The 24,130-nt window shown below is 61.7% G+C and carries 21 protein-coding genes and 1 pseudogene; 12 read left to right on the forward strand and 10 right to left on the reverse strand.

Annotated elements, in window-relative coordinates; translation table 11 throughout:
• Window positions 1-88: 88 nt before the first annotated feature.
• The 3 genes from OLZ32_RS05835 to OLZ32_RS05845 form a co-directional block, all read right to left on the reverse strand.
• The gene (locus OLZ32_RS05835) at window positions 89-2,332 is read right to left on the reverse strand and encodes a glycoside hydrolase family 2 protein (RefSeq protein WP_264420112.1); all 2,244 of its coding nucleotides are present in this window, start codon (window positions 2,330-2,332) and stop codon (window positions 89-91) included.
• Between the two features lie 102 nt (window positions 2,333-2,434).
• Window positions 2,435-3,433 carry a LacI family DNA-binding transcriptional regulator gene (locus tag OLZ32_RS05840; protein WP_264420114.1) on the reverse strand — a complete coding sequence of 333 codons (999 nt, stop codon included), beginning with the start codon at window positions 3,431-3,433 and terminating at the stop codon, window positions 2,435-2,437.
• 9 nt (window positions 3,434-3,442) lie between these two features.
• Window positions 3,443-4,450 carry a Gfo/Idh/MocA family protein gene (locus OLZ32_RS05845; protein WP_264420116.1) on the reverse strand — a complete coding sequence of 336 codons (1,008 nt, stop codon included), beginning with the start codon at window positions 4,448-4,450 and terminating at the stop codon, window positions 3,443-3,445.
• 201 nt (window positions 4,451-4,651) lie between these two features.
• Here OLZ32_RS05845 and OLZ32_RS05850 point away from each other — a divergent pair, with 201 nt between their 5' ends.
• The 5 genes and pseudogenes from OLZ32_RS05850 (at window position 4,652) to OLZ32_RS05870 (ending at window position 9,720) form a co-directional block, all read left to right on the forward strand.
• Window positions 4,652-5,944: an ABC transporter substrate-binding protein gene (locus tag OLZ32_RS05850; RefSeq protein WP_264420118.1), complete on the forward strand. Its 1,293-nt coding sequence runs from the start codon at window positions 4,652-4,654 to the stop codon at window positions 5,942-5,944.
• A gap of 106 nt (window positions 5,945-6,050) precedes the next feature.
• A pseudogene (locus OLZ32_RS05855) lies at window positions 6,051-6,937 on the forward strand (carbohydrate ABC transporter permease).
• A gap of 1 nt (window position 6,938) precedes the next feature.
• A complete protein-coding gene (locus OLZ32_RS05860; RefSeq protein ID WP_027689374.1) occupies window positions 6,939-7,850 on the forward strand; it encodes a carbohydrate ABC transporter permease in 912 nt (303 codons plus the stop codon).
• A gap of 19 nt (window positions 7,851-7,869) precedes the next feature.
• Window positions 7,870-8,952, forward strand: a complete 1,083-nt coding sequence (locus OLZ32_RS05865; protein ID WP_264420122.1) for an ABC transporter ATP-binding protein — start codon at window positions 7,870-7,872, stop codon at window positions 8,950-8,952.
• Window positions 8,953-8,970: 18 nt separating this feature from the next.
• Complete coding sequence (locus OLZ32_RS05870) at window positions 8,971-9,720, forward strand: ThuA domain-containing protein (RefSeq protein ID WP_029871778.1); 750 nt, start codon at window positions 8,971-8,973, stop codon at window positions 9,718-9,720.
• Window position 9,721: 1 nt separating this feature from the next.
• On the opposite strand, the gene OLZ32_RS05875 is transcribed toward OLZ32_RS05870, so the two are convergent.
• The 3 genes from OLZ32_RS05875 to OLZ32_RS05885 form a co-directional block, all read right to left on the reverse strand.
• Entirely contained in the window at window positions 9,722-10,633 is a 912-nt protein-coding gene (locus tag OLZ32_RS05875; protein WP_264420124.1) for an SMP-30/gluconolactonase/LRE family protein, read from the reverse strand.
• Window positions 10,634-10,728: 95 nt separating this feature from the next.
• Window positions 10,729-11,550 (reverse strand): SDR family oxidoreductase, encoded by an 822-nt coding sequence (locus OLZ32_RS05880; RefSeq protein ID WP_264420126.1) that lies wholly within the window; start codon window positions 11,548-11,550, stop codon window positions 10,729-10,731.
• A gap of 93 nt (window positions 11,551-11,643) precedes the next feature.
• Window positions 11,644-12,831 carry a phytanoyl-CoA dioxygenase family protein gene (locus OLZ32_RS05885; protein WP_264420128.1) on the reverse strand — a complete coding sequence of 396 codons (1,188 nt, stop codon included), beginning with the start codon at window positions 12,829-12,831 and terminating at the stop codon, window positions 11,644-11,646.
• Window positions 12,832-12,926: 95 nt separating this feature from the next.
• On the opposite strand from OLZ32_RS05885, the gene OLZ32_RS05890 reads away from it, so the two are divergent.
• Window positions 12,927-13,952, forward strand: a complete 1,026-nt coding sequence (locus tag OLZ32_RS05890) for a LacI family DNA-binding transcriptional regulator (RefSeq protein ID WP_264420130.1) — start codon at window positions 12,927-12,929, stop codon at window positions 13,950-13,952.
• A gap of 65 nt (window positions 13,953-14,017) precedes the next feature.
• Window positions 14,018-15,235, forward strand: coding sequence for an adenylate/guanylate cyclase domain-containing protein (locus OLZ32_RS05895; protein ID WP_003543157.1), 1,218 nt, complete (start codon window positions 14,018-14,020; stop codon window positions 15,233-15,235).
• Window positions 15,236-15,251: 16 nt separating this feature from the next.
• Here the strand turns inward: OLZ32_RS05895 and OLZ32_RS05900 are convergent, their stop codons facing one another.
• The 4 genes from OLZ32_RS05900 to OLZ32_RS05915 all read right to left on the reverse strand — a co-directional run bounded on the left by OLZ32_RS05900 (window position 15,252) and on the right by OLZ32_RS05915 (window position 18,629).
• On the reverse strand, window positions 15,252-16,031 hold the full coding sequence (locus OLZ32_RS05900) for an SDR family oxidoreductase (RefSeq protein ID WP_003543156.1): 780 nt from the start codon (window positions 16,029-16,031) through the stop codon (window positions 15,252-15,254).
• Window positions 16,032-16,110: 79 nt separating this feature from the next.
• On the reverse strand, window positions 16,111-16,506 hold the full coding sequence (locus OLZ32_RS05905) for a DoxX family protein (protein WP_003543155.1): 396 nt from the start codon (window positions 16,504-16,506) through the stop codon (window positions 16,111-16,113).
• Window positions 16,507-16,658: 152 nt separating this feature from the next.
• Window positions 16,659-17,807, reverse strand: a complete 1,149-nt coding sequence (dgoD, locus tag OLZ32_RS05910; RefSeq protein WP_011653629.1) for a galactonate dehydratase — start codon at window positions 17,805-17,807, stop codon at window positions 16,659-16,661.
• 66 nt (window positions 17,808-17,873) lie between these two features.
• A complete protein-coding gene (locus tag OLZ32_RS05915; protein WP_017989502.1) occupies window positions 17,874-18,629 on the reverse strand; it encodes a FadR/GntR family transcriptional regulator in 756 nt (251 codons plus the stop codon).
• 212 nt (window positions 18,630-18,841) lie between these two features.
• On the opposite strand from OLZ32_RS05915, the gene OLZ32_RS05920 reads away from it, so the two are divergent.
• From OLZ32_RS05920 to OLZ32_RS05940, 5 genes are all read left to right on the forward strand, one after another.
• Complete coding sequence (locus OLZ32_RS05920) at window positions 18,842-19,825, forward strand: arabinose ABC transporter substrate-binding protein (RefSeq protein ID WP_264420136.1); 984 nt, start codon at window positions 18,842-18,844, stop codon at window positions 19,823-19,825.
• A gap of 69 nt (window positions 19,826-19,894) precedes the next feature.
• Window positions 19,895-21,400 carry an L-arabinose ABC transporter ATP-binding protein AraG gene (araG, locus tag OLZ32_RS05925; protein WP_264420138.1) on the forward strand — a complete coding sequence of 502 codons (1,506 nt, stop codon included), beginning with the start codon at window positions 19,895-19,897 and terminating at the stop codon, window positions 21,398-21,400.
• Window positions 21,401-21,417: 17 nt separating this feature from the next.
• Window positions 21,418-22,368 carry an L-arabinose ABC transporter permease AraH gene (gene araH / locus OLZ32_RS05930; RefSeq protein ID WP_264420140.1) on the forward strand — a complete coding sequence of 317 codons (951 nt, stop codon included), beginning with the start codon at window positions 21,418-21,420 and terminating at the stop codon, window positions 22,366-22,368.
• The gene (locus OLZ32_RS05935; protein WP_264420142.1) at window positions 22,365-23,255 is read left to right on the forward strand and encodes an aldose 1-epimerase; all 891 of its coding nucleotides are present in this window, start codon (window positions 22,365-22,367) and stop codon (window positions 23,253-23,255) included. The genes araH and OLZ32_RS05935 overlap by 4 nt, the downstream gene beginning before the upstream one ends.
• Before the next feature lies 1 nt (window position 23,256).
• Complete coding sequence (locus OLZ32_RS05940; protein WP_003543148.1) at window positions 23,257-24,036, forward strand: SDR family oxidoreductase; 780 nt, start codon at window positions 23,257-23,259, stop codon at window positions 24,034-24,036.
• The last annotated feature ends 94 nt before the right edge of the window (window positions 24,037-24,130 follow it).

The raw sequence follows: 24,130 nt of genomic DNA on the forward strand, positions 1-24,130 counted from the left end.
CCCAGGACAAAACACCCGCCTCGCATTCAATCTCGACAAGGCCGTGTTCTTCGATCCGGAAACACAGGCGCGGATCGCTTGACGACCGTCAGGCAGCCGTCACGCCGAGCGTCACCGGCGCAAAACGCGTGGAAACCGCTTCGACGGTGATCTCGCCGGTGAACCCCGTCGCCTCCAGCCAGAAACCGGCGCTGCCGCCCTGCAGCGGCACATTGGTCGGGCCGACGATCCTTGCCGGGCCGTGCACCTTCAGCGAAATGCTGTCGTTCATGAAGGGCAGGCGCTGGCCGCGCTGGTCGAGGGCGCGGATGATGACGCGCGTGCTGTCGCGTTCACGGGCTTTCAACGTCGAGCTGTCGGCAACCACTTCCAGGGTCGTCGGCAACGGATCGGCCGCCAGCGTCAGGCTGGCCACCGGCTCGCCGCCGATATAGCCGGTGAAGGTGCCGTCGATCCATTCGAGACCCCAGGTGCCGAGCTCGTCGGCGGTGAAGTGCCGATGGTCGAGCACGACGGGCGGATGCGGCAGATGCGGATAGTTCTCGCGGTCTGGACCGATGCGCTTGCTGAGGGCGCCATACTGCAGTTCCACCTCGTCGCAGTTGGTCAGGATGATCAGCGGCAGCACGCCGCCGATATTGCGTTCGCCGCGCGCCCAGAAGGTCACCGGCTTCATGACGATCTCCTCGGAAGGGTCGCACTGGCTGATATAGGCATAGGCGGCGAATTTCGGCTCGCGGAACATGTCCATGACGCCGTGATAGCAGATACGGTCGCCGGAGCCGAAATCCTTGTGGGTGTTGTAATCGAACATGCACCAGCCGATGGCGCCTGATATATCGGGATCGCCATAGGCGGCATTCAGCACTTCCAGGTGACGGCGCACATGCTCGGCCTGGCGCTGCTCCTGGTCATAGATCTTCGTCGGGTGCATGTGGCCGTTGAACTCGGTGATGAGGTACGGCACCTTGTGCGATAATCCGGTATTTTCCTGCTGGGCGCGCAACGCGGTGCGCGGGCGGTTGGCGCCCGGCAGCTCTTCATTGCCGAGGATGAAGTCGTTCATCGTGTAGACGTCTTCGAGCAGCTCGCTCTCGGTGAGATAACGCACGCCGCCGGTCTGGCGGGTGCTGTCGAGTTCGCGGGCGAGCCGGTTGGTCTCGGCGTAGAAATCGTGATTATCCTGCGACTCGTTGATGCGCACGCCCCAGATGATGATCGAGGGGTGGTTCCAGTCGCGCTCGATCATGCGGCGGACGTTCTCGATCGATTCCTGCTGCCAGTCGGCATCGCCGATGTGCTGCCAGCCGGGGATTTCCTCGAAAACGAGCAGGCCGATAGCGTCGCATCGATCGAGGAACCATTTCGACTGCGGATAATGCGAAGTGCGGACGACATTGCACTTCAGCACCGTCTTCATGATGTCGGCGTCACGCTCCTGGGCAGAGCGGCCGGCGGCATAACCGACATAGGGGAAGGCCTGGTGACGGTTGAGGCCGCGCAGCTTCAATGGCTTGCCGTTGAGGAGGAAACCTTCCGGCGTGAATTCGGCGGTGCGGAAGCCGAACCTGGTCGAGACACGGTCGGAGCCGTGTTCGGTCCTGAGCTCGACGGTGACGTCATAGAGCGTGGGATCGGTGATGTCCCAGAGGGCGATGCCGGTGAGGCCGCCAAAGGAGAGCGTGGTGCGGCTGCCGATCGTTTCGGTCGCGGCAGTGGCGACCACCGTGCCGTCGGCCTGTTTCAGCGTGGCGGTGACGGTCGCCGAGAAGCTGCGGCCCTCGGGATTGGAGATGTCGACGCGGATGGTCGCCGATTTCTCCGGGCGAAGAACGTCGGTGGTTTCGATCTTGAGATTGCGGATCGAGACCGGGTCGGTGACCTTCAGCCAGACATCGCGGTAGATGCCGGCATAGGTCAGATAATCGATGCGGCCGCCGAAAGGCGGAATGTCGGGGTTCTCGCTGCCGTCGATCTTGACGGTGACGAGGTTCTCGCCCTTGACGAGCTTGCCGGTGAGGCGGGCCTCGAAGGGAGTGTAGCCGTCCTTATGGGCAATGATCTCTTCGCCGTTCAGATAGACGACGCTGTCGGCCATGGCGGCGTCGAAGACGAGCGAGACCTCGCGGCCCTCGAATTCCGGTAGCCAGCGCAGCACCTTCTGATAGGTGAAGGCGCGCTGATAGCTGGTCTCGTCGAAATAGCTGAAGGGCAGTTCGACGGCGGTATGCGGCAGGCTGACCGACTTGGCCGCATCGAAAGCTTCGAGCAAACGCTGGCCGAAGCCCTCATGGAAACTCCAGCCTTCGTTGAAGGAAACGACGGAACGCATTTCAGGCTCTCCCGGTTACGGCATCAGGGACGGTGCGGCGCCTTTCGGCGCGTGAAAATTGAGTCATACTATTCCTCCTTGATGCGATGGGTATGCGAGCTGTCAGGCGGTTGAGCCCCAGCGGGCGGTGCAGGTGAGCGTGATGCTGTGCGGGCCTTCGACCTCGGCGTCATGGCGTTCGATCAGTTCGACGACGGCATCGATGAAGGCGACGTGGTCGAGGCTCAGCGTGGTGAGGTCGTTGCAATCCCAGGCTGCCATGGCAATGCCGTCCTGGCCGACGATGGCGATATCGTCAGGTGTGTTCTTGCCGAGCACCCGGCGGGCCGCATCGCGTGCGCCGATCGCCATGACGTCGTTGCCGCAGATGATGGCGTCGACCTTGTCCCGGTGCAGCAGCAGCACGGCTTCCTTGAAGCCGGAATCATAGGAATAGTCACCGAAGGCCTGGGCCTCGAAGGCAAGGCCGCGCTTGGCCAACGCATCGGCGAACCATTTTCGCCTGAGCTTGTCGATCCAGCTTGAATTGGTGCCGGAGAGGTAGGCGAAACGCTTTTTGCCGTCGCGGACGATCTTGTCGATGATCTCGTCGGCGGCCTCAGAGCCGTCGATGCGAATGCTGGAGACGTTTTCGTTTTCGAGCGGCTCGAAGGAGACGATGATCGGCTTCGTCGTGTGGAAGATGTCGACCGCATCCTGCATCGACACCATGTCGGAGAAGACGACGACGTGATCGACCTGATAGGTGGAGGCAAGGCGCATCAGCTGCAGCCGGTCGGAATGATCGGCGCAGCAGAGGATAATCGGCAGCAATTGTCTCGCCTGCAGGCGGTGGACGAGAAGCTGCTGCTCCTCGGCCTCGCAAGGGTTGCCGATTGCATTGACGACCAGAGCGACGAGCCGCGAGCGCTGGTTGTTCAGCGAGCGGGCGATCGCGTTCGGCTGATAGCCATGTTCACGCGCAACGGCGAGGATGCGGTCGCGCGTGGCGCTGCCGATGCGCGAATCCGGCGAGAAGGCGCGGGAAATGGTGGCGGAAGAGACGCCGGCGAGTTTCGCCAGTTCCTTCGAAGTGATCCGCCGTCTGTTCATTCCGCTCATCTTCAGCGCCTATCGGGCGACGATCCTGACGGAAGCGCCGTCGGCCGCTGCCGATTCCTTGATTGCATCCCATAGCCTAGCGAATCTGAGGCCCATTTCAACGGAGCCGGAGTTTTCCATCTTTCCCTCGCGAATGGCGAGGAAATTCTTCATCGGGTTGCCGAGAATCTCGGCTTCCTCGCGCGGCTCGGCGGTCCGCCCGATACTGATCTCGCGCCAGCCGCCCCAGGCGTCGATGCGCACGATCGCCTTCGAATAGAAGAAGGTGATATAGGAAGCGCAGCCCGGAGGGCCTTCGCCGGCGGCCGTCAATGTCGCCAGCGCGCCGTTCTTCAGCCGGGCGGAGACGGCCGTGGTGATATCGACCTGTCTGCCGTGATTGTTCATATAGGCGGACACACTGTCGAAGTCCGAATTGGCGAGCAGGCAGACGGTGTTCATCATATGGGCGCCGGTATCGAACATGAAGCCGCCGCCGGAGATGTCAGGCTGCTGCTTCCAGTGGCCGTCGTAATTGGACGACCAGCTTTCCCAGATCATGCCCGATATGGCGATCAGCTCGCCGAATTCGCCGGCGAGAGCCCGCCGACGCGTGTCGAGCACCAGCGGCGACAGGCCGCCCTGGAAGGCGGTGACGATGGTGACGCCGCTCTTTTTCTGTGCGGCGATCAGCCTCTCGGCCTCAGCAACCGTCGTCACCATCGGCTTTTCCAGGAAGAGATCGAGGCCAGCCTCGGCGACGGCAGTTGCCTGCTCGGCATGGAAGGCATGCGGGGTCGAGACGTAGACGATGTCGAGTTCGCCCCGGCATTCCGCGAGCATCTGGCGATAATCCTCGAAGCTCCTCGGTTCTGGTGCGCCGGCGGCGAGGCAGACGTCGATCAGGCGCTGGCGCGACGCCGCCGTGGTGTCGGCGAGTGCCGCGAATTCGATCTCCGGCATCTTGACCCAGCTCTCGGCATATTCCGCCGCCTTCAAGCCAGCGCCGATGACGCCGAGGCGCAATTTCTCAGACATGAATTCCTCCCTGAATACATTGTGCACACGATTACACAAACGGTATGGTGATGGCAATATCTAAATAAGTAAGTAATATCAGTATATTAAATCTCAGTATCGAATCTTTTCAAAAACCGTCTTGTCAGCATTCGGAATGCGTGTACATTTTCACGACCGGTGCTGGAGGGCGCCGTGTCTCTACAAAAGGGAGGACTTCCGTTGAAGAAAATGGTTCTTGGCGGCCTATGCGCCATTCTGCTGAGCGCGGTTTCGACGCTGGCACAGGCAGAAACAATCCGAATTGCAAATCATGGTCAGGCCGGCATCGACGCGATGAAGTCGACGGTCGAGCGGATCGAAAAGAAATATGGCGTCACCGTCGAGGTCATCGAATATCCGGCACCCGACAAGGATTATCTGACCAAGCTCCTGACCGAGCTCGGCGCCGGCAACGCGCCCGACCTGTTCTCCATCCCGACGACGGCTGCGGTCGCCGACATGGTGGAAGCCGGCTACCTCGCGCCTGTTACCAAGGAGTTCAAGGCCTGGGACGGCTACGCCAACCTCTATGACGTCGCCAAGGAGCTTGCCGTCAGCCCGGATGGTGAAACCTATGTGATGCCGTTCATGCTCGGCATTCAGGAAATCTATTACCGCAAGGACGTTCTCGAAAAGGCCGGCATCTCCACCGAACAGCCGAAGACCTGGCAGGAACTTCTCGACCGCGCGGCGGAGATCAAGCAGAAGACCGGCGCCTACGGCCTACTCTTTCCGGCCGGCGTTTCCTGGGGAAGCGGTGCCTTCGACGAAGGTTTCCAGCATCTGCTCGTCGGTTCCAAGACGCCGCAGCTGGTCGATGCCGACGGCAAGCTCGATCTGAATGGCGAAGGCATCAAGGATGTCTTCAACGTCTACAAGGAACTGATCGACAAGGATCTGATGCCGACGCAGCCGCTGCTCGGACCCGAGCCCTGGGTCGTGCCGAAGTACCAGATGTTCCCGGCAGGCAAGCTCGCCGCGACTACCTGCGGCTCCTGGTGCTATATTTTCGACTGGGGTCGCGAAAGCAAGAACCCGATCCCTGACGTGACGAAGGTGGTCGGCACCTGGACGGTTCCCGGCCAGAGCAGCGGCCAGTATGTGCTTGCCAATCTCGCTGCGCCGTGGGCCGTCAATTCCAAGTCGGCCAATACCGACCTGGCAATCAAGGCGCTGATGGAGATCGGCTCGATCGAGACGCAGGTTTCCTACGCCGCCCGCATCGGCAACATCCCGGCCAGCAAGGATGCGGCTGACAATGCCGAGTTCCAGAAGCTGACGGAACTGGTTCCGATCCATGCCGCGGCCGGGAACGGCGTGTTCCTGAAGCAGGCCTCCGGTTTCGGTACGGTCTCGGAAGGTGTCGCGCGCGCCACCGAAGCGCTGCTGCGCAAGGAAACCGATGCCGCCGGCGCCCAGAAGATCCTTGTCGACTACGTCAAGGAAACGCTCGGCGACGACATGGTCAAGTAAGCTCCGGCACGCTCTCTTCCGCCACGACGGGGACGCGGCGCCAACGCCCGCGTCTTCCCGCTTTCATTCGATAAGCCGGTTCCATCGATAAGGTTTGTGAGCTTCCATGGCCCGAAACTCTCATGAAAAGCGCGCCGAGCGGCAATGGCTGCTGATCCTGCTGCCCTCGCTGGTGCTGCTTCTGGCCTTCGTCATCTATCCGGCCCTCTATTCGATCTATCTGAGCTTCACCAATGAGGCGCTGACCGGGGCCGCGGCCCTTCGGCCCCGTTTCGTTGGTTTCAGGAATTACACGCGGCTCTTCAACGACGCGAAGTTCTGGAATTCGCTGTTCGTCACCTTCGTCTTCGTCATCGGTTCGGCGGTGATCGGCCAGTTCGTGCTCGGCCTGATCTCGGCAATTGCGTTGCGCGGCCGATCCGCTTTCGGCGGGTGTTTTCGTCGATCATCCTGTTGCCGAATGCAGCCCCTGAAGTCGTCGCCGGTTTCATGTGGATCTCGATGCTGGCGGGAGGCGACAATGCCACACTCAGCCGCATCGTCAGTTTTTTCGGCATCACGCCGGCCGACTGGCTGCAGGTCTTCCCGCTGTCGATGATCATCGTCGTCAACACCTGGCGCGGCATCGCCACGGCGATGATCCTGCTAACGGCCGGCCTCAGTACCATTCCGGCGGAGATCTATGAGGCAGCGCGCATGGACGGCGCCACCCCATCGCAGATGTTCCGCCGCATCACCCTGCCGCTGATGATGCCGACGATCCTGCTCTATATGCTGATCTCCGCCGTCTCCACCATCGCCGTCTTCGGCCTCGTCTATGCGCTGACGCGCGGCGGACCGGGCGGGGCGACCGAGGTGGTCAGCATCTATATCTACAACCAGTCCTTTACGTCGTTCCAGCTGGGTTATGGTGCCGCGGTCGCCGTCGTCGCGCTCGTCATCTCGCTGATATTAGGTATCGCCTATGTCCGGGCCATGAAGGTGGAGGTCTGACATGGCCGTCGTTTCCCCAAGTGAAACTGCAAACAAGGGTCGCTCCGACCTCATCGCCTATGCGACACTGTCGCTGATCTCGATCTTCTGCGCGGTGCCTTTCTTCTGGGTGCTGCTCGCCTCGCTCGACGGCAATGCCCAGCTCTTCCTGCATTGGCCGGAGCAGTGGACTTTCGCCAATTATATCAGGGTCTTCACTAAGGAGGACGGGGCGAAGTGGCTGTTCAATTCGCTCTTCGTGGTCGCTAGCGCGACGCTGCTCGTCATGGTGCTTTCGGGGCTCGGCGGTTATGCACTGTCGCGCACCCGGGCCTGGTGGAAGCTGCCCTTCCTCTACGCGATCCTGCTCATCCGTGTGCTGCCGCCGACGGCGCTCGTCGTGCCGCTCTACAAATTCCTGCTGACGCTGAACAATGCGGAAGCGGCGGTGCTCAGACCGATCTTCGGCAGCTATGCCCGCGACATCATGCGCTGGACCGGCTTCATCGACGGTTATCTCGGGTTGATTCTGGTGCTGGCGACGATGCAATTGCCGTTGGCGCTCTGGATCATGAAGACCTTCTTCGACGGGCTGCCGAGGGACTATGAGGAGGCGGCGCTGATGGATGGGGCGACACTCATCCAGCGCATCCGCCGGGTGTTGATCCCGCTGGCGCTGCCGGGGCTTGCCGCTGCTGGGCTGTTCGCCTTCATGTCGGCCTGGGGCGATTTCCTGCTGCCGCTGATCTTCCTGTCGTCGCCGGAGCTGCAGACGCTGCCGCTCGGTCTCTTTCGCGCCTTCCTGCGCATCAACGAGATCGATTACGGCCTGCTGACCGCACTTGCATTCATCTATCTGCTGCCTGCCGTCGTCGCCTTCGGCTTTGCGCGGCGCTTCCTCGTCCAGACATTTTCGGGCGGTGTGAAGGGCTGAGATCAAGAAAGAGAAACAGATGATCAATCTCAGAAACGTTCGCAAGTTCTACGGTGCGCTCGAGGTCATCAAGGGCGTCGACGTTACCGTGGAAGACGGCGAATTCGCGGTCTTCGTCGGCCCGTCCGGCTGCGGCAAGTCCACGCTGCTGCGGATGATCGCCGGCCTCGAAGGCATCGACGAGGGCGACCTCATCCTTAACGGCACACGCATCAACGACGTGCCGCCCGATAAGCGCGGTATCGCCATGGTGTTCCAGTCCTATGCGCTCTATCCGCATATGAGCGTTGCCGAAAATATCGGCTTTTCGCTCAGCCTGAAGAAGGTGCCGGAGGCTGAGATCCGCCGGCAGGTGGAAGGTGTCGCCGAAATCCTGCAGCTCACCGATTACCTCGACCGACGCCCGGCCGCGCTTTCCGGCGGCCAGCGCCAGCGCGTGGCGATCGGCCGCGCCATCATCAAGAAACCGGCGCTGATCCTGTTCGACGAGCCGCTGTCGAACCTCGATTCGGCGCTGCGCGTGCAGATGCGCGCCGAGCTGCAACGCCTGCACCGCGAGTTGAAGGCGACAGTCGTGTATGTCACGCACGACCAGGTCGAAGCGATGACGATGGCGGACCGTATCGTCGTGCTGAACAAGGGCGTCGTCGCTCAACAGGGCGCGCCGATGGATCTCTACCATCAGCCCGATAACGAGTTTGTCGCAACCTTCATCGGCTCGCCAAAGATGAACGTGCTGCCGATGACGGCGACGCGCCGGGATGCGGGCAAGGTGCATCTGGAAAGCCCACTCGGCCTTTCCATCGACCTTTCAGACGCCAATGGCGCCGTGCAGCAGGGCGAGGCGAAACTCGGCATTCGGCCGGAACATCTGAAGCTCGCACCCCAAGGGCAGGGTGATTTTTCGGCCGAGGTCGTCATCGTCGAGCGTTTGGGCGTGGAGACCTATCTGACAGTCGGTTCGCAGCAGCAGCCGATCGTCGTACGCACGGAAGGCGACATGACCATTCGCCCCGGCGATCGCGTGTCGCTGACTGCCGAGCGCGCCGGTTGCCATCTGTTTGATTCCGCCGGCCGGGTAATCCGCTCGGCAACCGCTTGAAACACATCGAGGAATGACATGACAATCAAGGTCACGATCTGGAACGAAGGACGCCACGAGCAGGTCCACAAGGAAGTTCAGGATATCTATCCTGATCGTATCGACGGAGCGATCGCTGCCGGTATCGCCCACCCCGATTTCGAGGTTCGCCGCGGTACGCTAGACGATCCGGATGAAGGGCTGCCGGATTCCGTGCTCAATGATACCGACGTGCTGCTCTGGTGGGGGCACATGGCGCATGAAGAGGTCAGCGACGGGCTGATCGACCGCGTGCAGCAGCGCGTGCTGAAGGGCATGGGCCTGCTGGTCCTGCATTCCGGCCATCATTCCAAGCTCTTCCGCCGGCTGATGGGGACCAATGCCAACCTTTCCTGGCGCGAGACGCCGGAAGGCGACCTGGAGCGCGTCTGGGTGGTCAATCCCTCGCATCCGATCGCCGAGGGGCTGCCGCCCTATTTCGAGGTCAATGCCTCGGAAATGTATGGCGAGCCCTTCGATATTCCGCAGCCGGACGAGCTTGTGTTCATATCCTGGTATTCCGGTGGCGAGGTGTTCCGCAGCGGCTGCACCTTCCAGCGCGGGCGCGGGCGCATCTTCTTTTTCAGCCCCGGCCACGAGACCTACCCGATCTATCACGACAAGACCGTGCATAAGGTGATCTCGAACGGCATCCGCTGGGCGCGGCAGAAACACACCGATGGCCGCATTCTGGAAAACTGGCACCGCGCCGAGCCGCTGCACGGCCGCCCCGACAAGGCGAAGGCCTGATCTATGGATATTGCGCGCCGGTCGTCTTGATATAGATCGAATAGACCGAACGCGTCGCGGTGATGAAGAGCCGGTTTTTCTTGGGGCCGCCGAAGGTGAGGTTGGACACCGTCTGCGGCACCCTGATCTTGCCGAGCAGGGTTCCGTCGGGCGAAAAGCAGTGCACGCCGTCGGAGGCACTCGTCCAGAGATTGCCGGCGACATCGAAACGAAAACCGTCGGGATGGCCGACATCGAGGCTGCAGAAATAGTGGCTGTTGGCAAGCGCCCTGCCGTCGATGACGTCGAAAACGCGGATATGGCGCGGCACTTCATGTTTTGCGGAGCCGGAATCGGCAATATAAAGCTTCGTCTCATCGGGCGAGAAGGCAAGGCCGTTCGGCTGGATGAAGTCCTCGACGACGGCGTCGATCGCGCCGCTTGCCGGGTCGATCCGGTAGACGTTGCGCGTGGGCTGCTCGGGCTCGGCCTTGTGGCCCTCGTAATCCGACAGGATGCCGTAGGTCGGATCGGTGAACCAGACCCCTCCGTCGGAGTGCACGACGACGTCGTTCGGCGAGTTCAGCCGCTTGCCTTGGTAGCTGTCGGCGAGAACGGTGATGGTGCCGTCCGTCTCGGTGCGGGTGACGCGGCGGCCGCCATGTTCGCAAGAGACCAACCGGCCCTGCCGGTCGCGGGTGTTGCCGTTGACGTAGTTGGAGGGCGAGCGGAAGACGGAGACCGTCCCGTCCGGTGTCCAGCGCATCATGCGTTCATTCGGGATATCGCTCCAGAGAAGGCAGTTCAGGTCGGAAAACCAGACCGGGCCCTCCGTCCAGCGGCAGCCGGAATAAAGCTCCTCGAGGCCGGCGCTGCCGATGACCATTGCACCGAAGCGTTCGTCGCGGATCTCATAAATCGGATTGTCGCCCATGCCAGTTTTCTCCCTAAATGCTGCCGTTCTTTTCCTATCGATAATTCCTGAGAGGTGCCAGAGCCCGGCGATGGAAATGCCGGGCTCCGGTTTCTTCAGAGGGCCGCGACCGGATGCGGCGAGCCGTCGTAGGCGCCCCAGATCGACTGGTCGAAGCAGATGACCGAGCCGGTCATCAGGCCGGATTCGGACGACGACAGGTAAGCGCAAGCGCGCGCCACCTCGTGCGGATCGACGAGGCGGCCGAAGGGCTGGCTTGCCGCCGCCTTCTCCAGCCAGTCGGCAGGGGCATCGTGATATTCACGCTGGATCCGGTCCTCGCCTTCGGAGGCCATCCAACCGATGTTCAGACCGTTGACGCGGATGCGGTTGCGCAGCAGCGCGTAGGCTGTGTTCTTCGTCAGCGTTTCCAGCGCGCCCTTGGAGGCGCAATAGGCGGCGATGAAGGGCTGGCCGGCTTTGGCCGACATCGAGCCGATATTGACGACCGTACCCTCGATTTTTTCGCGGCGCATGACCTTCACCGCCTCCTGCATCAGGAAAAACGGTGCGCGAACATTGACGGCGAACATGGCGTCGAAGAGTTCCGGGCTGGTGTCGAGGATGGTGCCGCGATCGGTGATGGCGGCGGCATTGACCAGCGCGTCGACGCGGCCGAAGGTCTCGTCACAGGCGCGCACGACATTCTGTGCATCCCCGACCTTGCCGAGGTCGGCCTTGACGTAGACGATCCTGGCGCCGGTCGCAGCCGAAATCTCCGCCGCCTTTGCCTTACCCTTGGCTTCGTTGCGGCCGCAGATGACGATGCCTTCCGCGCCGCGTTCGGCGAAGAGGCGGGCGATGGTCGCGCCCAATCCTTGCGTGCCGCCGGTGACGATGGCGATCTTGCCGTCGAGGCGGCCGTGGTCTGTGCTCATGAGGTTCCTCCTTTGTGATGACGTGCGAATGGCCTCCCGCCGGTGCGGAAGGCTTTTATGTCAGTGCGGATATAAGAGGCTCAAGCTTCCAAATCAGCTCAGCTTCTTCTGCGTCTGCTCGGCAAGTGCTGCCGTAAAGGTGTCATCGCTCCAGCCTTCCTTCAGCGCTTCATGCATCAACTGCGCCTGCGTCTTCGGCGCCAGTCCGCCGAGTGGCGGGTCGCGGTCGAGGTTGGTTGGGAAGGAGTAGCCCTCGGCGCAGGCGGCGACGGCGTTGGCGATTTCGTCAGGCGAGAGCCTGCCCTGCAAGGCCTTCAAGGCGGGAAACAGCCTAGCGCTCATCCTCTCGCGATGGACGGTTTCCATTGCCCGGCCGAAGGCGGAAGAGACTTGCAGGAGGTTGGCGACACGTTTGATGTCGACCGAGCGGTTGGTGCCGGCGGCGTGGAAGAGGGCGGGATTGAAGAAGACGACGTCACCCGTTTCGAGTGGCAGCTGGACATGGTTGGTCTCGAAATAATCCCGGAACTCCTGCCGCTTCAGCGCGAGATAGCCCGGTATATAGGTCTGGCTGTACGGCAGGAAGAGTGTCGGACCGCTTTCGATCGGCATATCGCAATGGGCGACCGCACCCTGCAATGTGAGCACCGGCGAGAGCCGATGCACATGTACCGGGAACTGCTCGATCACCTTTGAGGACTGAAAGCCGAGATGGTAGTCGCGATGCGCCGACTGCGCCGAACCGCCCGGATTGACGCGGTTGACCTGCGCCGTCATCTGGTAGTTCGGGCCGAGCCAGGCTTCGCTTGCCAGCGCGACGATGGCGTTGCCGTAATATTCGGCGAAATTTGCCGGATCAGCGAGGCAATGTTTTTCCAGCGAATTCCAGATGCGGTCGTTGGCGCCAGGCTTGGCGAAGTGGTCGCCACCGCCGGTCGAGGTGCGGTGCTGTTCCTCGATGATCGCATCGAAGATCGTGCTGGCGCGGTCGACGATGCCGGTGTCTTCGTAAGCGCGCTTGAACACGACGACACCAGGACCCTCGCCGAAGGCATCACAGATTTCCGCCAGCACGGCGCGTCGGCCTTCTGGCGTTGCGGCTGCCGTCATCACCTTGCGGCTGTCATAGATCAGCACGTTTTTTTCGACCGCAGACGCTGCGGGGTAATCGGCAAGTGCCGTCGTCTTTTCCGCAAGGGCGCGAAACTCATCGAGATCGCAGGCGTCTTCGCTCAGCCAGACGCGGTCGGCGCGCAGTTTCTGCTGGTTGTCGGTTTTCATGGCGGGCTCCTCCCTCTTTCCAATGGAGGCACTATACGCCGCGATGCCTGGTGATATAGATCAGAAATCCATCAAAAAACCATCAGGCCGGTCGCATGGCACACCTCTTTCTCGTCAAGGATATTGCCTTCCAGGCAGGGCTCAGCACCGCGACCGTCGACCGGGTGCTGAACGGCAGACCGGGTGTACGCCGGCAGACCGAGATGCGGGTGAAGGCGGCGATCGCGGAGTTGGAGAAGCAGCAGGCCGGGGCGATGGGCAGCGGCCGCATGCTGGCGATCGATATCGTCATGGAGACACCGCAGCGTTTCAGCGATGCGGTGCGCGCCGCCTTTGAGGCGGAGATGGCGACCTTCCTGCCGGGCGTCTTCCGCTGCCGGTTCCATTTTGCCGAGGTCATGAAGCCGGCCGAGCTGGTGCAGCTTCTCGATCGCATCCGGCTGCGCGGCACGCACGGCATCGTGCTCAAGGCGCCTGACGTCGCCGAGGTGGCTGCCGCCGTCGCGCGGGCGGATGCGGCCGGCATTCCCGTCGTGACGCTGGTGACCGACCTGCCGAATTCGGCACGCATCGCCTATGCCGGCGCCGACAACCGGGCAGCGGGAGAGACCGCTGCCTATCTGATCGGCGAATTCCTCGGGGCTGGCGGCGGCAAGGTGCTGGTAACGCTGTCGAGCGGACGGTTCCGTGGCGAGGAGGAGCGCGAAATCGGCTTTCGCCGCGTCATCCGCGCCCGTTATCTCGACATCGGCATTACCGAGATCAGCGAGGGCCACGGCACCGATGCTGCGACGGGAACGCTTGCCGCGGCAGCGCTTGCGGCCAATCCCGCCATCAACGCCGTCTATTCGATCGGCGGCGGCAACCGGGCGGTGCTTGCGGCCTTCGACATGGCCAAACGCCCAGTCCGCGTTTTCGTCGCCCATGATCTCGATGCCGATAATCGCGCCCTGCTTGCGGCGCGTCGGATCGGCTTCGTGCTGCATCATGATCTCAGAACCGATGCGCGTTCGGCCTTCCGGGCGATCATGAGCCGGGCGACCGCCTTGACGCGCGCGGCTACGCCCTCGCTTTCATCAGTCGAAATCGTCACGCCCTACAATATGCCCGCGGCCGATTGAGCCAATTGACTTTCCTTCGATGCCGAATTCGGGCTACAGCTTTGACACGAGTATAGGTAAGTGGCATGGATTACAGCGACGTCAGCACGATTGCAGCCTGGATCACGGAGCAGGGACTGAAAGGCGTTTCGGAGGCCGAGCTCATGACCGGTTTCTGCTCGGCTTGCAGGGATGCCGGCCTTCCGCTCGACCGTGGTCTGGCGCTGATGGATACGCTGCATCCGGTGCATGAGGGCCGCGCCTTTCGCTGGGATAGCGTCGAGGAAGTCCAGACCGAATTCGAATATGGTCCGACGATCTCGGGGGAGGCAGCGTCGAACTGGCAGCGTTCGGCCTTCTTTCATCTTTGGTCTCGCAACGAACGGGAGATACGCCGGCGTCTCGGCTTCGGCGATCCGATCGATTTCTCCATGCTCGATACGATCGCTGAAGCCGGTCACACGGATTTCGTGGCGATGATGCATCGTTTTTCCGAGGCCGGCACGATCGGCGAGATGGATTGCTTCTTCTCGCATTTCGCGACGAAACATCCTGAGGGCTTTTCCGATCACGACCTCGCCATCCTGCGCAAGCTGGTGCCGGTGTTGGGCTTGGCGATCAAATGCATCGCGCTCGGGCGTATCGCCCGCACCATCGCCGAGGTCTATCTCGGCGAGGACGCCGCGCGCCAGGTGATGGAAGGCAAGATCAGCCGCGGCAAATCGGAACGGATCTCCGCTGCACTCTGGTTTTCCGACCTGCTGAACTACACCAAGATCTCCGACAGCGTGCCGCCGGAGGAGATCATCCCGCTGCTCAACGACTATAGCGAGGCGGTGATCACGGCGGTCCACGAGTCCGGCGGCAACGTGCTGAAGCTGATCGGCGACGGTGTGCTCGCCATCTTCAAGGGCGAGGTGCCGGCGGAGACATGTCGTGCGGCGCTGAGCGCCGAATCGTTGTTGCGGGAAAAGCTCACCACGCTGAATGCCGCGCGTGCGGCCGACGGCCGCGCAATGACCGACGTCTATATCGGCCTGCATATCGGCGATGTCTTCTACGGCAATATCGGCAGCCAGGACCGGTTGGACTTCACCGTCATCGGACCTGCCGTCAACGAGGTCAGCCGGATCGCCTCGATGTGTCGTTCCGTCGATCTCAACCTGTTGATCTCCTCCGATTTCGCGGCGGCGATACCGGAGCAGCAGCGTACCGCACTCGCCTGCGTCGGACGCTATGCGTTGCGCGGCGTGCAGCGCGCGCAGGAACTGTATACCCTCGACAGCACCCGGCTGAACGGCTGAGCTCCTGACTGCAAAGCTATCGCAGCAGACCCTGGCCGCCGTCGATCCAGATCGGCGTACCGGTAATGTGCCGTGCGCGGTCGGAGGCGAGGAAAAGGATTGCTTCGGCGACATCTTCGCTCTTGCCTGCCTTGCCGCCGGCAATCGGAATATCTCCCTGCGGCCAGATGACCGGAACCTCCGTCTTCTCGCGATGGCGGCTGTCGGTATTGGCGCCGATATTGGTCTCGATCTCGCCGGGGCAGACAGCATTGACGCGGATGCCGTGTCGACCGAGTTCGAGGGCGAGCTGCTGGACCATGGCCACCTGGCCCGCCTTGGTTGCGGTGTAGGCGGTGGCGCCCGGCGTGGTGAAGGTACGGGTGCCATTGATCGAAGAGACGACGATGATCGAACCGCCATGACGCTTCAGATGCGGAACCGTCAGATGCAGGGTCAGATAGGTGCCGCGCAGATTGACGGCGATGGTCTTGTCCCATTCTTCCGGTTTCAGATCGTCGATCGGCGCCCAGACGCCGTTGATCCCAGCATTGGCGACAACGATGTCGAGGCCGTCGAAGGTGTCGGTCAGTTGCGCGACGGCGCCCCGCATTTGAGCTTCGTCGCTGGTATCTGCCGTCAACGCGATCGACTGGCCGCCGGCGGCCTCGATTTCGGCGCAGGTCTTTTCGACCTCGTCGGCGGTGCGGCTCAATGCTGCGACCCTTGCACCCTCGACAGCGAGCCGCAGCGCGGCCGCTTTGCCGATGCCGGAACCGGCGCCTGTTACCAATGCGATCTTTCCCTTCAGCTCCATGGGCGGCCTCTCCTTGCCGTTTTGCCGGTGGGCAAATGTTCGGCGCGGCAGTTGGTTCCGGAGGAGGCGGTCGTCGCGGTTATCTTAGAAGCGTTTGCTTCAACGCCCATCTCTCCGGCCCGTGGATGGCGGCAAAGAGCAGACCGGCGAGGAAGGTAAAGTGATCGATGAAGAAGCCGAATTCGGCCTGGTTCTGTTGCCAAAGGGACGGACCGTGGAAGGCGAAAGCGAGGAAGATCACATAGACGGCTGCGAGCAGGCTGGCCTCGGTGAAGAAGGCCCCTGTTATGAAAGCGAGCGCCAGCGCGATCTCGAAGAAGGCGGCGACCCAGGTAAGAAATGTCGCCATCGGAAAACCGGCGGCAGTGATATAGCCCGCTGTTGCGCCGATATCGGCGAACTTGAAGCCGGCGGCCATGAAGAAGACGAAGCTGAAGATGATGCGGGCGACGATGATTGCGATTGCTCTGGCCATCCTGAAATCTCCTCTTTGAGCTTCCACTATGGCGGACGGAACACGCGATATCCTACACCGGGAATGAAAAAGGGCCGCTTGCGCGACCCTATCACTTTGATTGCACACAATCCTTTCCGAAAACCGGTTCCGATTTTCGGGGTTATGCGCTCTCACCATTCGGCGAAGCTGCCGTCGGCATGCCGCCAGATCGGGTTGCGCCAACGATGGCCCTCCTTGGCGCGTTCGATGACATAGGCCTCGTCGACCTCGATGCCGAGCCCTGGGCCCTGCGGGATCGAGACGAAACCATCGGCATACTGGAACACCTCCTTGTTGGAGATGTAGTCGAGGATGTCGTTGCCCTTGTTGTAATGGATGCCGAGGCTCTGTTCCTGGATGAAGGCATTGTAGCTGACGGCATCGACCTGCAGGCAGGCGGCAAGCGCGATCGGACCCAGCGGGCAATGCGGCGCCAGCGCCACGTCATAGGCTTCGGCCATGGCCGCGATCTTCCGGCATTCGGTGATGCCGCCGGCATGGGAGAGATCCGGCTGGATGATGTCGACATAGCCGTCCGAAAGGACCTGCTTGAAGTCCCAGCGCGAAAAGAGGCGTTCACCCAGCGCGATCGGCGTCGAGGTGTGGTTGACGATATCGCGCAGCGCTTCCTTGTTTTCGGAAAGCACCGGCTCTTCGATGAACATCAGCTTGTAGGGATCGAGCTCCTTGGCGAGAACCTTCGCCATCGGTTTGTGCACGCGCCCGTGGAAATCGACGCCGATGCCGATATGTGGGCCGATCGCCTCGCGGATGGCAGCGATGGTCTCGACCGCCTTTTCCACCTTCTCGTTGGTGTCGACGATCTGCATTTCCTCGCAGCCATTGAGCTTGATCGCCTTGAAGCCGCGGGCAACCACTTCCTTGGCATTGTTGGCGACATCCGAGGGACGGTCGCCGCCGATCCAGGAATAGACTTTGATGCGATCACGAAGCTGGCCGCCGAGCAGGGAATGGATCGGCTGGCCGAGCGCCTTGCCCTTGATATCCCACAGCGCCTGGTCGATGCCCGAGATCGCACTCATGTGGACGGCGCCGCCGCGATAGAAGCCGCCGCGATACATCACGGTCCAGTGGTCCTCGATCAGGAAAGGATCCTTGCCGATCAAGTAGTCTTCCAGCTCATGGACGGCGGCCTGAACGGTGAGCGCACGGCCTTCGACGACCGGTTCGCCCCAGCCGACGATGCCCTCGTCGGTCTCGACCTTCAAAAACAGCCAGCGCGGGGGAACGATATAGGTGGTGAGTTTGGTGATCTTCATCGCTGCTCTTTCAGTCTCTTCCCGGGTTTGCGATCGGCGGCGCGTCCGCAGATTTGTCGTGATAGTTCATTTCGTTCTGCCGATCGCTTTTTCGGCGGCGGCAAGATCGCGCACCGCAAGATCGAGCATGCGGTTGGCGCATTCGCGGGCGCCTGTCTTGTCGCGCATGCGCAGGGCCTCGACCAACTGGCCGTGAACGAGCACCGCATCCTCGCGATTCTCGACACCGATATTGGAGGCATGCAGCGCATATTTCAGTGCCGCGTGAATGGCGCTCGACAGGCGGCGGAAGACCTGGTTGTGGCTGGCGGTGAGCAGCACCGTGTGGAACATGACGTCGGCATCGGTGAAGCTTTCCGGGTCGCGGGCGCTGTCGCGCATCTGCCGCCAGGCATTGTCGAGATCGGCGATCTCCTGAGCGCTGGCGCGCTCGGCGGCATATTCGGCGGCTGCCGGCTCGATGGTGCGGCGGGCTTCGAGAATGCAGCCGAGCAGGTCGAAATCCTTGATATAGGGACCCATCCATTCGAGCACGTCGGCGTCCAGGATATTCCAGTCATCCTTGTCGCAGACGGTGGTTCCGATGCGCGGCTTGCCACGGACAAGGCCTTTGGATTCCAGCACTTTCAGCGATTCGCGAATGACGGTGCGGCTGACGCCGTAGAGTTCGCAGAGATCGTTTTCGCGGGGCAGCGGCGAGCCCGCGGGATAGCGGTCTGCACAGATATCCTGAGCGATCGCCGCCGTGACGTTGCGGCGTACGCGCGGGCGGCGCTCGATGCGGCGGCTTTCGGCCCCGCTCTGTCGCTCGATTGTTTCCAACTCACCTCTCCGCTCTGTCTCGCGTGCTAGGCAACCGAACCTGATTATCCGAATTCGATCCGCATTGCGACGCTTCCTCCCAGCACCTCGTCAATAATCCTATTATTCCAATCATCATACATTGGCAATTGACTGGTATGATGATTTATCATAATTCAGTGAACGTTGCCTGGGAGGCAGCGGCTCGGTTTTTGAGAGTTAGGGAGAGAGACATGCGCTTGTTCAAAGCAGCCATTCTGGCTGGCACTTTCGCCATTCTGGCAGCCGGCTCGGCATTTTCCGCGGACGTCAAGATAGGCTTCATCGTCAAGCAGCCCGAGGAGCCTTGGTTCCAGGACGAATGGAAATTCGCCGACCAGGCCGCCAAGGAAAAAGGCTTCACCGTCGTCAAGATCGCCGCCGAAGACGGCGAGAAGGTCCAGTCGGCGATCGATAATCTCGGCGCCCAGGGTGCGCAGGGCTTCATCATCTGCACGCCCGACGTCAAACTCGGCCCCGGCATCGTCGCCAAGGCCGAAGCCAACCAACTGAAGCTGATGACGGTCGACGACCGCCTCGTCAGCGCCGACGGCAAGCCGCTGGAAGACGTGCCGCATATGGGCATTTCAGCCACCAAGATCGGCGAGACCGTCGGCCAGGCGCTCGTCGACGAAATCAAGAAGCGCGGCTGGGACATGAAGAATGTCGGCGCCGTGCGGGTCTCCTACGACCAGCTGCCGACCGCCGTCGACCGCGTCGAAGGTGCGATCTCGGTGCTGAAGTCCGCCGGTTTCCCGGCCGAAAACATCTATGATGCGCCACAGGCGAAGACGGATACGGAGGCAGCGCTCAACGCGGCGACCACCGTTCTCAACAAGCATGCCGACGTGAAATACTGGGTCGCCTTCGGCCTCAACGACGAAGCCGTCCTCGGCGCCGTCCGTGCTTCCGAATCGGTCGGCATTCCGGCGGCCAACGTCATCGGTGTCGGCATCGGCGGGGCGGAATCGGCGATCAACGAATTCAAGAAGCCGGCGGCGACGGGCTTCTTCGGCACCGTCATCATCTCGCCGAAGCGTCACGGCTATGAAACGGCGCTCAACATGTACGACTGGATCGCCAACGACAAGGAGCCGGAAAAGCTGACGCTGACCTCGGGTTCCCTAGCGCTGCGCGGCGATTTTGAAAAGGTCCGCAAGGATCTTGGCATCGAGTGATCGTCCTTCCAAGATGATATCGTCCGGCGGCCGCTCAGCGCGCCGCTGGCTCTTCTCGGCGGAGCGATGATGGCTTTCCTCGAATTCAGCAATATCTCCAAGGGTTATCCCGGCGTTCAGGCGCTGGCGAATGTGTCCTTCACTGTCGAGAAGGGCGCCGTCCACGGCTTGATGGGTGAAAACGGCGCCGGTAAATCGACGCTGATCCGGGTACTGTCCGGCGATCAGGCCGCCGATGCCGGCAACATCCTCATCGACGGCGAGGAGCAGAAATATGCGTCCGTCCGTGACGCCTTCCATGCCGGTGTCATCGTCATCCATCAGGAACTGCAACTCGTTCCGGAGTTGACGGTCGCTGAAAATCTCTGGCTCGGACGCTTTCCGGCCAAGGGCGGCGTCATCCATTCGAAAGTGCTGATCGAGACGGTGCGGTCGAAGCTCGAGGAGATCGGCATCGATGTCGATCCGTCGGCCAAGGTCGCCTCGCTTTCGATCGGCGCGCGGCAGATGGTCGAGATCGCCAAGGCCGTCATGCTCGATGCACGGGTGATTGCGCTCGACGAGCCGACCTCCTCGCTTTCCTCGCGTGAAAGCGAAATCCTGTTTTCACTCATCGACAGGCTGAAGGCGAAGGGAACGGTCATTCTCTACGTCTCGCATCGTCTCGATGAGATCTTTCGTCTTTGCGACAGCCTGACGGTGCTGCGCGACGGCAAGCTTGCCGCCCACCATCCTGACATCGCCGAAACCACGCGTGAGCAGATCATCTCGGAAATGGTCGGACGCGAGATCAGCAATGTCTGGGGATGGCGCGAACGTCCGCTCGGCGGCGTACGGCTGGAGGTCAAGGGCCTGTCGGGGCCGAGGCTGCGCCATCCGATCAGCTTTTCCGTCCGCCAGGGCGAGATCCTCGGTTTCTTCGGCCTGATCGGCGCCGGCCGCAGCGAGATGGCGCGGCTGCTTTACGGCGCCGATGCCAGGCATCAGGGCCAGGTGACCATCGACGGCGTTGCCGTTTCGCCGAACAATCCGAAAGCGGCGATCAATGCCGGCATGGTGCTTTGCCCCGAGGACCGCAAGTTCGACGGCATCGTCCAGGGCCGATCGATCGAAGAAAATATCGCGATCTCGTCACGCCGGCACTTTTCGCCCTTCGGCATTCTGAGCCCGAGACAAGAGGCGGCGCTGGCAGATCGGTTCATCGCCAAGCTTCGGGTGCGAACACCGTCACGCAAGCAGGACATCATCAATCTCTCGGGCGGCAACCAGCAGAAGGTCATTCTCGGCCGCTGGTTGTCCGAGCAGGGGATCAAAGTCCTGGTCATCGACGAGCCGACGCGCGGCATCGATGTCGGGGCGAAATCGGAAATCTACGAAATTCTCTATGAGCTTGCGGCCGGCGGCATGGCGATCGTGGTGATTTCAAGCGAGTTGCCCGAAGTCATGGGCATCTCCGATCGCATCATGGTGATGTGCCAGGGCAGGGTGGCGGCCGCTGTCGCCCGTCCGGATTTCGACGAGCGCAGCATCCTGACGGCGGCGCTTCCCGACAAGAATGCCGCAGGCACCTTTTAGAACCAGGAATACGGACGATGAATTCGTTGAAAAAAATTCTTCTCGGCGAACAAGGGCTAGTGGTGATCTTCGCTGCCGCCTTCGTGATCGTCTCGCTCTTCGTTCCGAACTTCCTGACCGAGCGAAACATGCTGGGGCTGCTGCAGTCGGTCGTCACGATCGGCATCGTCGCCTGCACGATGATGTTCTGCCTGGCGTCTCGCGATTTCGACCTTTCGGTCGGATCGATCGTCGCCTTCTCCGGCATGATCGCGGTGATGGTCTCGAATGCCACGGGCTCCATCCCCGTCGGGCTGCTCGCCGCTCTGCTGTGCGGCGCCGTCGTCGGCCTCGTCAACGGTATCGTCATTGCGCGCTTTCGTATCAACGCGCTGATCACCACGCTTGCGACCATGCAGATCGTCCGCGGGCTGGCGCTGATCGCCTCCGATGGCCGCGCCGTCGGCATCAATGATCCCGCCTTCTACCAGCTTGCCCTGTCGCGATTTCTCACCGTGCCGACGCCGATCTGGATCATGCTAATCCTTTTCATCCTCTTCGGTTTCGTGCTCAACCGCACCGTCTTCGGCAAGAACACGCTGGCTATCGGCGGCAATCCCGAGGCCTCGCGGCTTGCCGGCGTCAACGTCGTCAACATGCGCATCTGGATCTTTGCGCTGCAGGGTCTCGTCTGCGGCATTGCCGGCATCCTGCTTGCCTCGCGCATCACCTCCGGCCAGCCGAATGCGGCGACAGGGCTTGAGCTTTCGGTGATTTCGGCCTGCGTTCTCGGCGGCGTTTCGCTGGCCGGCGGTCGGGCGGCGATGAGCGGTGTCATCGTCGGCGTGCTGATTATGGGCATCGCCGAAAACGTCATGAACCTCTTGAATATCCAGGCGTTCTATCAGTATGTGGTCCGCGGGCTGATCCTGCTGATCGCGGTGCTGCTCGACAATTTGAGGTCTTCGGCTGCGGGACGGCGTGGATGAACCAGGAACAAGCCGGCGATGACATCGAACTGAGGCACGGCGATATCGCCGTCCGGGTCAGCCGTCGGGGCGCCGCCGTCACCGCCGCGACGTATAGAGGCATCCCTTTTCTCGTGGCGGCCGGCGGCCCTGAAGGAATGATGGCGAATTTCGCGATGGTGCCGTTCGGCAACCGCGTGGAAGGCAATATCATGTCCTTTGCCGGACGCGACTATGCCTTCCAGCCGAATACTTCCGATCCGCTCTATCGGCACGGCGACGGCTGGCTCAGCCTCTGGCAGCTTGAAGATACCGGTGTGGAGCATGCGCAGTTCACCTTTTCCCGTAGTGCCGACGGGGTTTCACCCTATGCCTATCTCACCCGGCAGGAGATTCGTCTCGCCGGGGATGCGCTGGTGCTGAGGCTCTCCGTGGAAAACCGCGGGGAAGCGGCTCTTCCTTTCGGGCTCGGTCAACATCCCTTCTTCGCGCGCACGCCAAAGACGCGACTGACGATAACGGCCGATCGCTATTGGAGCGAGCGGCCGGACCATCTGCCAGAGATGCCTGGCCCTGTCCCGGACTATTTCGATTTCAGATCCGAAAAGCTTTTGCCGCAGAGATGGATGAACAATGCCTTCGAGGGTTGGAATGGGCGAGCCGCGATCGCCTGGCCGGAACTTGGAATTCAGGCGGCGCTGGAAGCCGACGGTGCGCTCGATCGCTTCATGCTGTATATGCCGGTCAACCGGAGCGACTTCTTTTGCCTCGAGCCGATGAGCCACCTGCCGAACGGCCACCATCTGCCTGATTTCGGTGGACTCGCGCCGCTTGCGCCGGGGGAGGTTCTTGCCGGCACGGTGACGATCCTGATGTCGGCGCTGCCGGTTCAACCGAAGGGGTCATAAGATGGGCAGCCGTCTGCAAGGCAAGAACATCCTGATAACAGGTGCTGCGCAGGGTATCGGGCTTGCGATGGCGAAGGCTTTCATGCGGGAGGATGCTGCCGTCTTCCTCGTCGATCGCGATGCGGCGCTGCTGGCGCAGGCGGCGAAAGAGCTCCAGAGCAGCGGCGGCCGGCTTGGTTATCTGCCGGCCGATATTACCGATGCCGGGACGATCACGACATTGGTCGCTCAGGCGAATGAAGAAATCGGCCAGCTGAACGCGCTCGTCAACAATGCCGGGGTGAATGTCTTTTCCGAACCGCTCGAGACGACGGACGAGGAATGGAACCGCTGCTTCGACATCAATCTGAAGGGCGCATGGAACTGCTGCAAGGCGGTGCTGCCGGGCCTGATCGAACAGGGCGGTGGCGTTATCCTCAACATCGCCTCGACGCACGCTTTCACCATCATCCCGCACACATTTCCCTATCCGCTGGCAAAACACGCCCTGCTCGGAATGACGAAATCCTTGGGGCTCGAATATGCCGCCCGCAATATCCGCGTGAACGCGCTGGCGCCGGGCTATGTCTCGACTCAGAAGGTGATCGATTACTGGAACGGCTTTCCTGATCCGGAGGCGGCAAAGGCCGAGACGATGAAACTGCATCCCGGCGGGCGCATCGCGACGCCGGAGGAGATTGCCATGGCGGCCGTGTTCATGATCTCCGACGAGTGCCCGTTCATCAATGCCACCTGCCTGACGATCGACGGCGGCCTCAGCGTGCTGCAGCATTCCGCCTGAAAGGCTTTGATCCCGCTATTTTTACAAGCCTGTCGTCTTCTCGGGATAGAGCATTATATTGCCCATCGGGAAGGCTATCTGATCTCCCGCAGGC

It is taken from the genome of Rhizobium acaciae, from assembly GCF_025941625.1.
In the GTDB taxonomy this organism is placed as follows: Bacteria; Pseudomonadota; Alphaproteobacteria; order Rhizobiales; family Rhizobiaceae; genus Rhizobium; species Rhizobium acaciae.

What these genes read in the sequence shown, in the direction of transcription:
- OLZ32_RS05835 (WP_264420112.1), bottom strand. Translation starts at nt 2,332, where the DNA reads ATGCGTTCCGTCGTTTCCTTCAACGAAGGCTGGAGTTTCCATGAGGGC.
- OLZ32_RS05840 (WP_264420114.1), bottom strand. Translation starts at nt 3,433, where the DNA reads ATGAGCGGAATGAACAGACGGCGGATCACTTCGAAGGAACTGGCGAAA.
- OLZ32_RS05845 (WP_264420116.1), bottom strand. Translation starts at nt 4,450, where the DNA reads ATGTCTGAGAAATTGCGCCTCGGCGTCATCGGCGCTGGCTTGAAGGCG.
- OLZ32_RS05860 (WP_027689374.1), top strand. Translation starts at nt 6,939, where the DNA reads ATGGCCGTCGTTTCCCCAAGTGAAACTGCAAACAAGGGTCGCTCCGAC.
- OLZ32_RS05865 (WP_264420122.1), top strand. Translation starts at nt 7,870, where the DNA reads ATGATCAATCTCAGAAACGTTCGCAAGTTCTACGGTGCGCTCGAGGTC.
- OLZ32_RS05870 (WP_029871778.1), top strand. Translation starts at nt 8,971, where the DNA reads ATGACAATCAAGGTCACGATCTGGAACGAAGGACGCCACGAGCAGGTC.
- OLZ32_RS05875 (WP_264420124.1), bottom strand. Translation starts at nt 10,633, where the DNA reads ATGGGCGACAATCCGATTTATGAGATCCGCGACGAACGCTTCGGTGCA.
- OLZ32_RS05880 (WP_264420126.1), bottom strand. Translation starts at nt 11,550, where the DNA reads ATGAGCACAGACCACGGCCGCCTCGACGGCAAGATCGCCATCGTCACC.
- OLZ32_RS05885 (WP_264420128.1), bottom strand. Translation starts at nt 12,831, where the DNA reads ATGAAAACCGACAACCAGCAGAAACTGCGCGCCGACCGCGTCTGGCTG.
- OLZ32_RS05890 (WP_264420130.1), top strand. Translation starts at nt 12,927, where the DNA reads ATGGCACACCTCTTTCTCGTCAAGGATATTGCCTTCCAGGCAGGGCTC.
- OLZ32_RS05895 (WP_003543157.1), top strand. Translation starts at nt 14,018, where the DNA reads ATGGATTACAGCGACGTCAGCACGATTGCAGCCTGGATCACGGAGCAG.
- OLZ32_RS05900 (WP_003543156.1), bottom strand. Translation starts at nt 16,031, where the DNA reads ATGGAGCTGAAGGGAAAGATCGCATTGGTAACAGGCGCCGGTTCCGGC.
- OLZ32_RS05905 (WP_003543155.1), bottom strand. Translation starts at nt 16,506, where the DNA reads ATGGCCAGAGCAATCGCAATCATCGTCGCCCGCATCATCTTCAGCTTC.
- dgoD (WP_011653629.1), bottom strand. Translation starts at nt 17,807, where the DNA reads ATGAAGATCACCAAACTCACCACCTATATCGTTCCCCCGCGCTGGCTG.
- OLZ32_RS05920 (WP_264420136.1), top strand. Translation starts at nt 18,842, where the DNA reads ATGCGCTTGTTCAAAGCAGCCATTCTGGCTGGCACTTTCGCCATTCTG.
- araG (WP_264420138.1), top strand. Translation starts at nt 19,895, where the DNA reads ATGGCTTTCCTCGAATTCAGCAATATCTCCAAGGGTTATCCCGGCGTT.
- araH (WP_264420140.1), top strand. Translation starts at nt 21,418, where the DNA reads ATGAATTCGTTGAAAAAAATTCTTCTCGGCGAACAAGGGCTAGTGGTG.
- OLZ32_RS05935 (WP_264420142.1), top strand. Translation starts at nt 22,365, where the DNA reads ATGAACCAGGAACAAGCCGGCGATGACATCGAACTGAGGCACGGCGAT.
- OLZ32_RS05940 (WP_003543148.1), top strand. Translation starts at nt 23,257, where the DNA reads ATGGGCAGCCGTCTGCAAGGCAAGAACATCCTGATAACAGGTGCTGCG.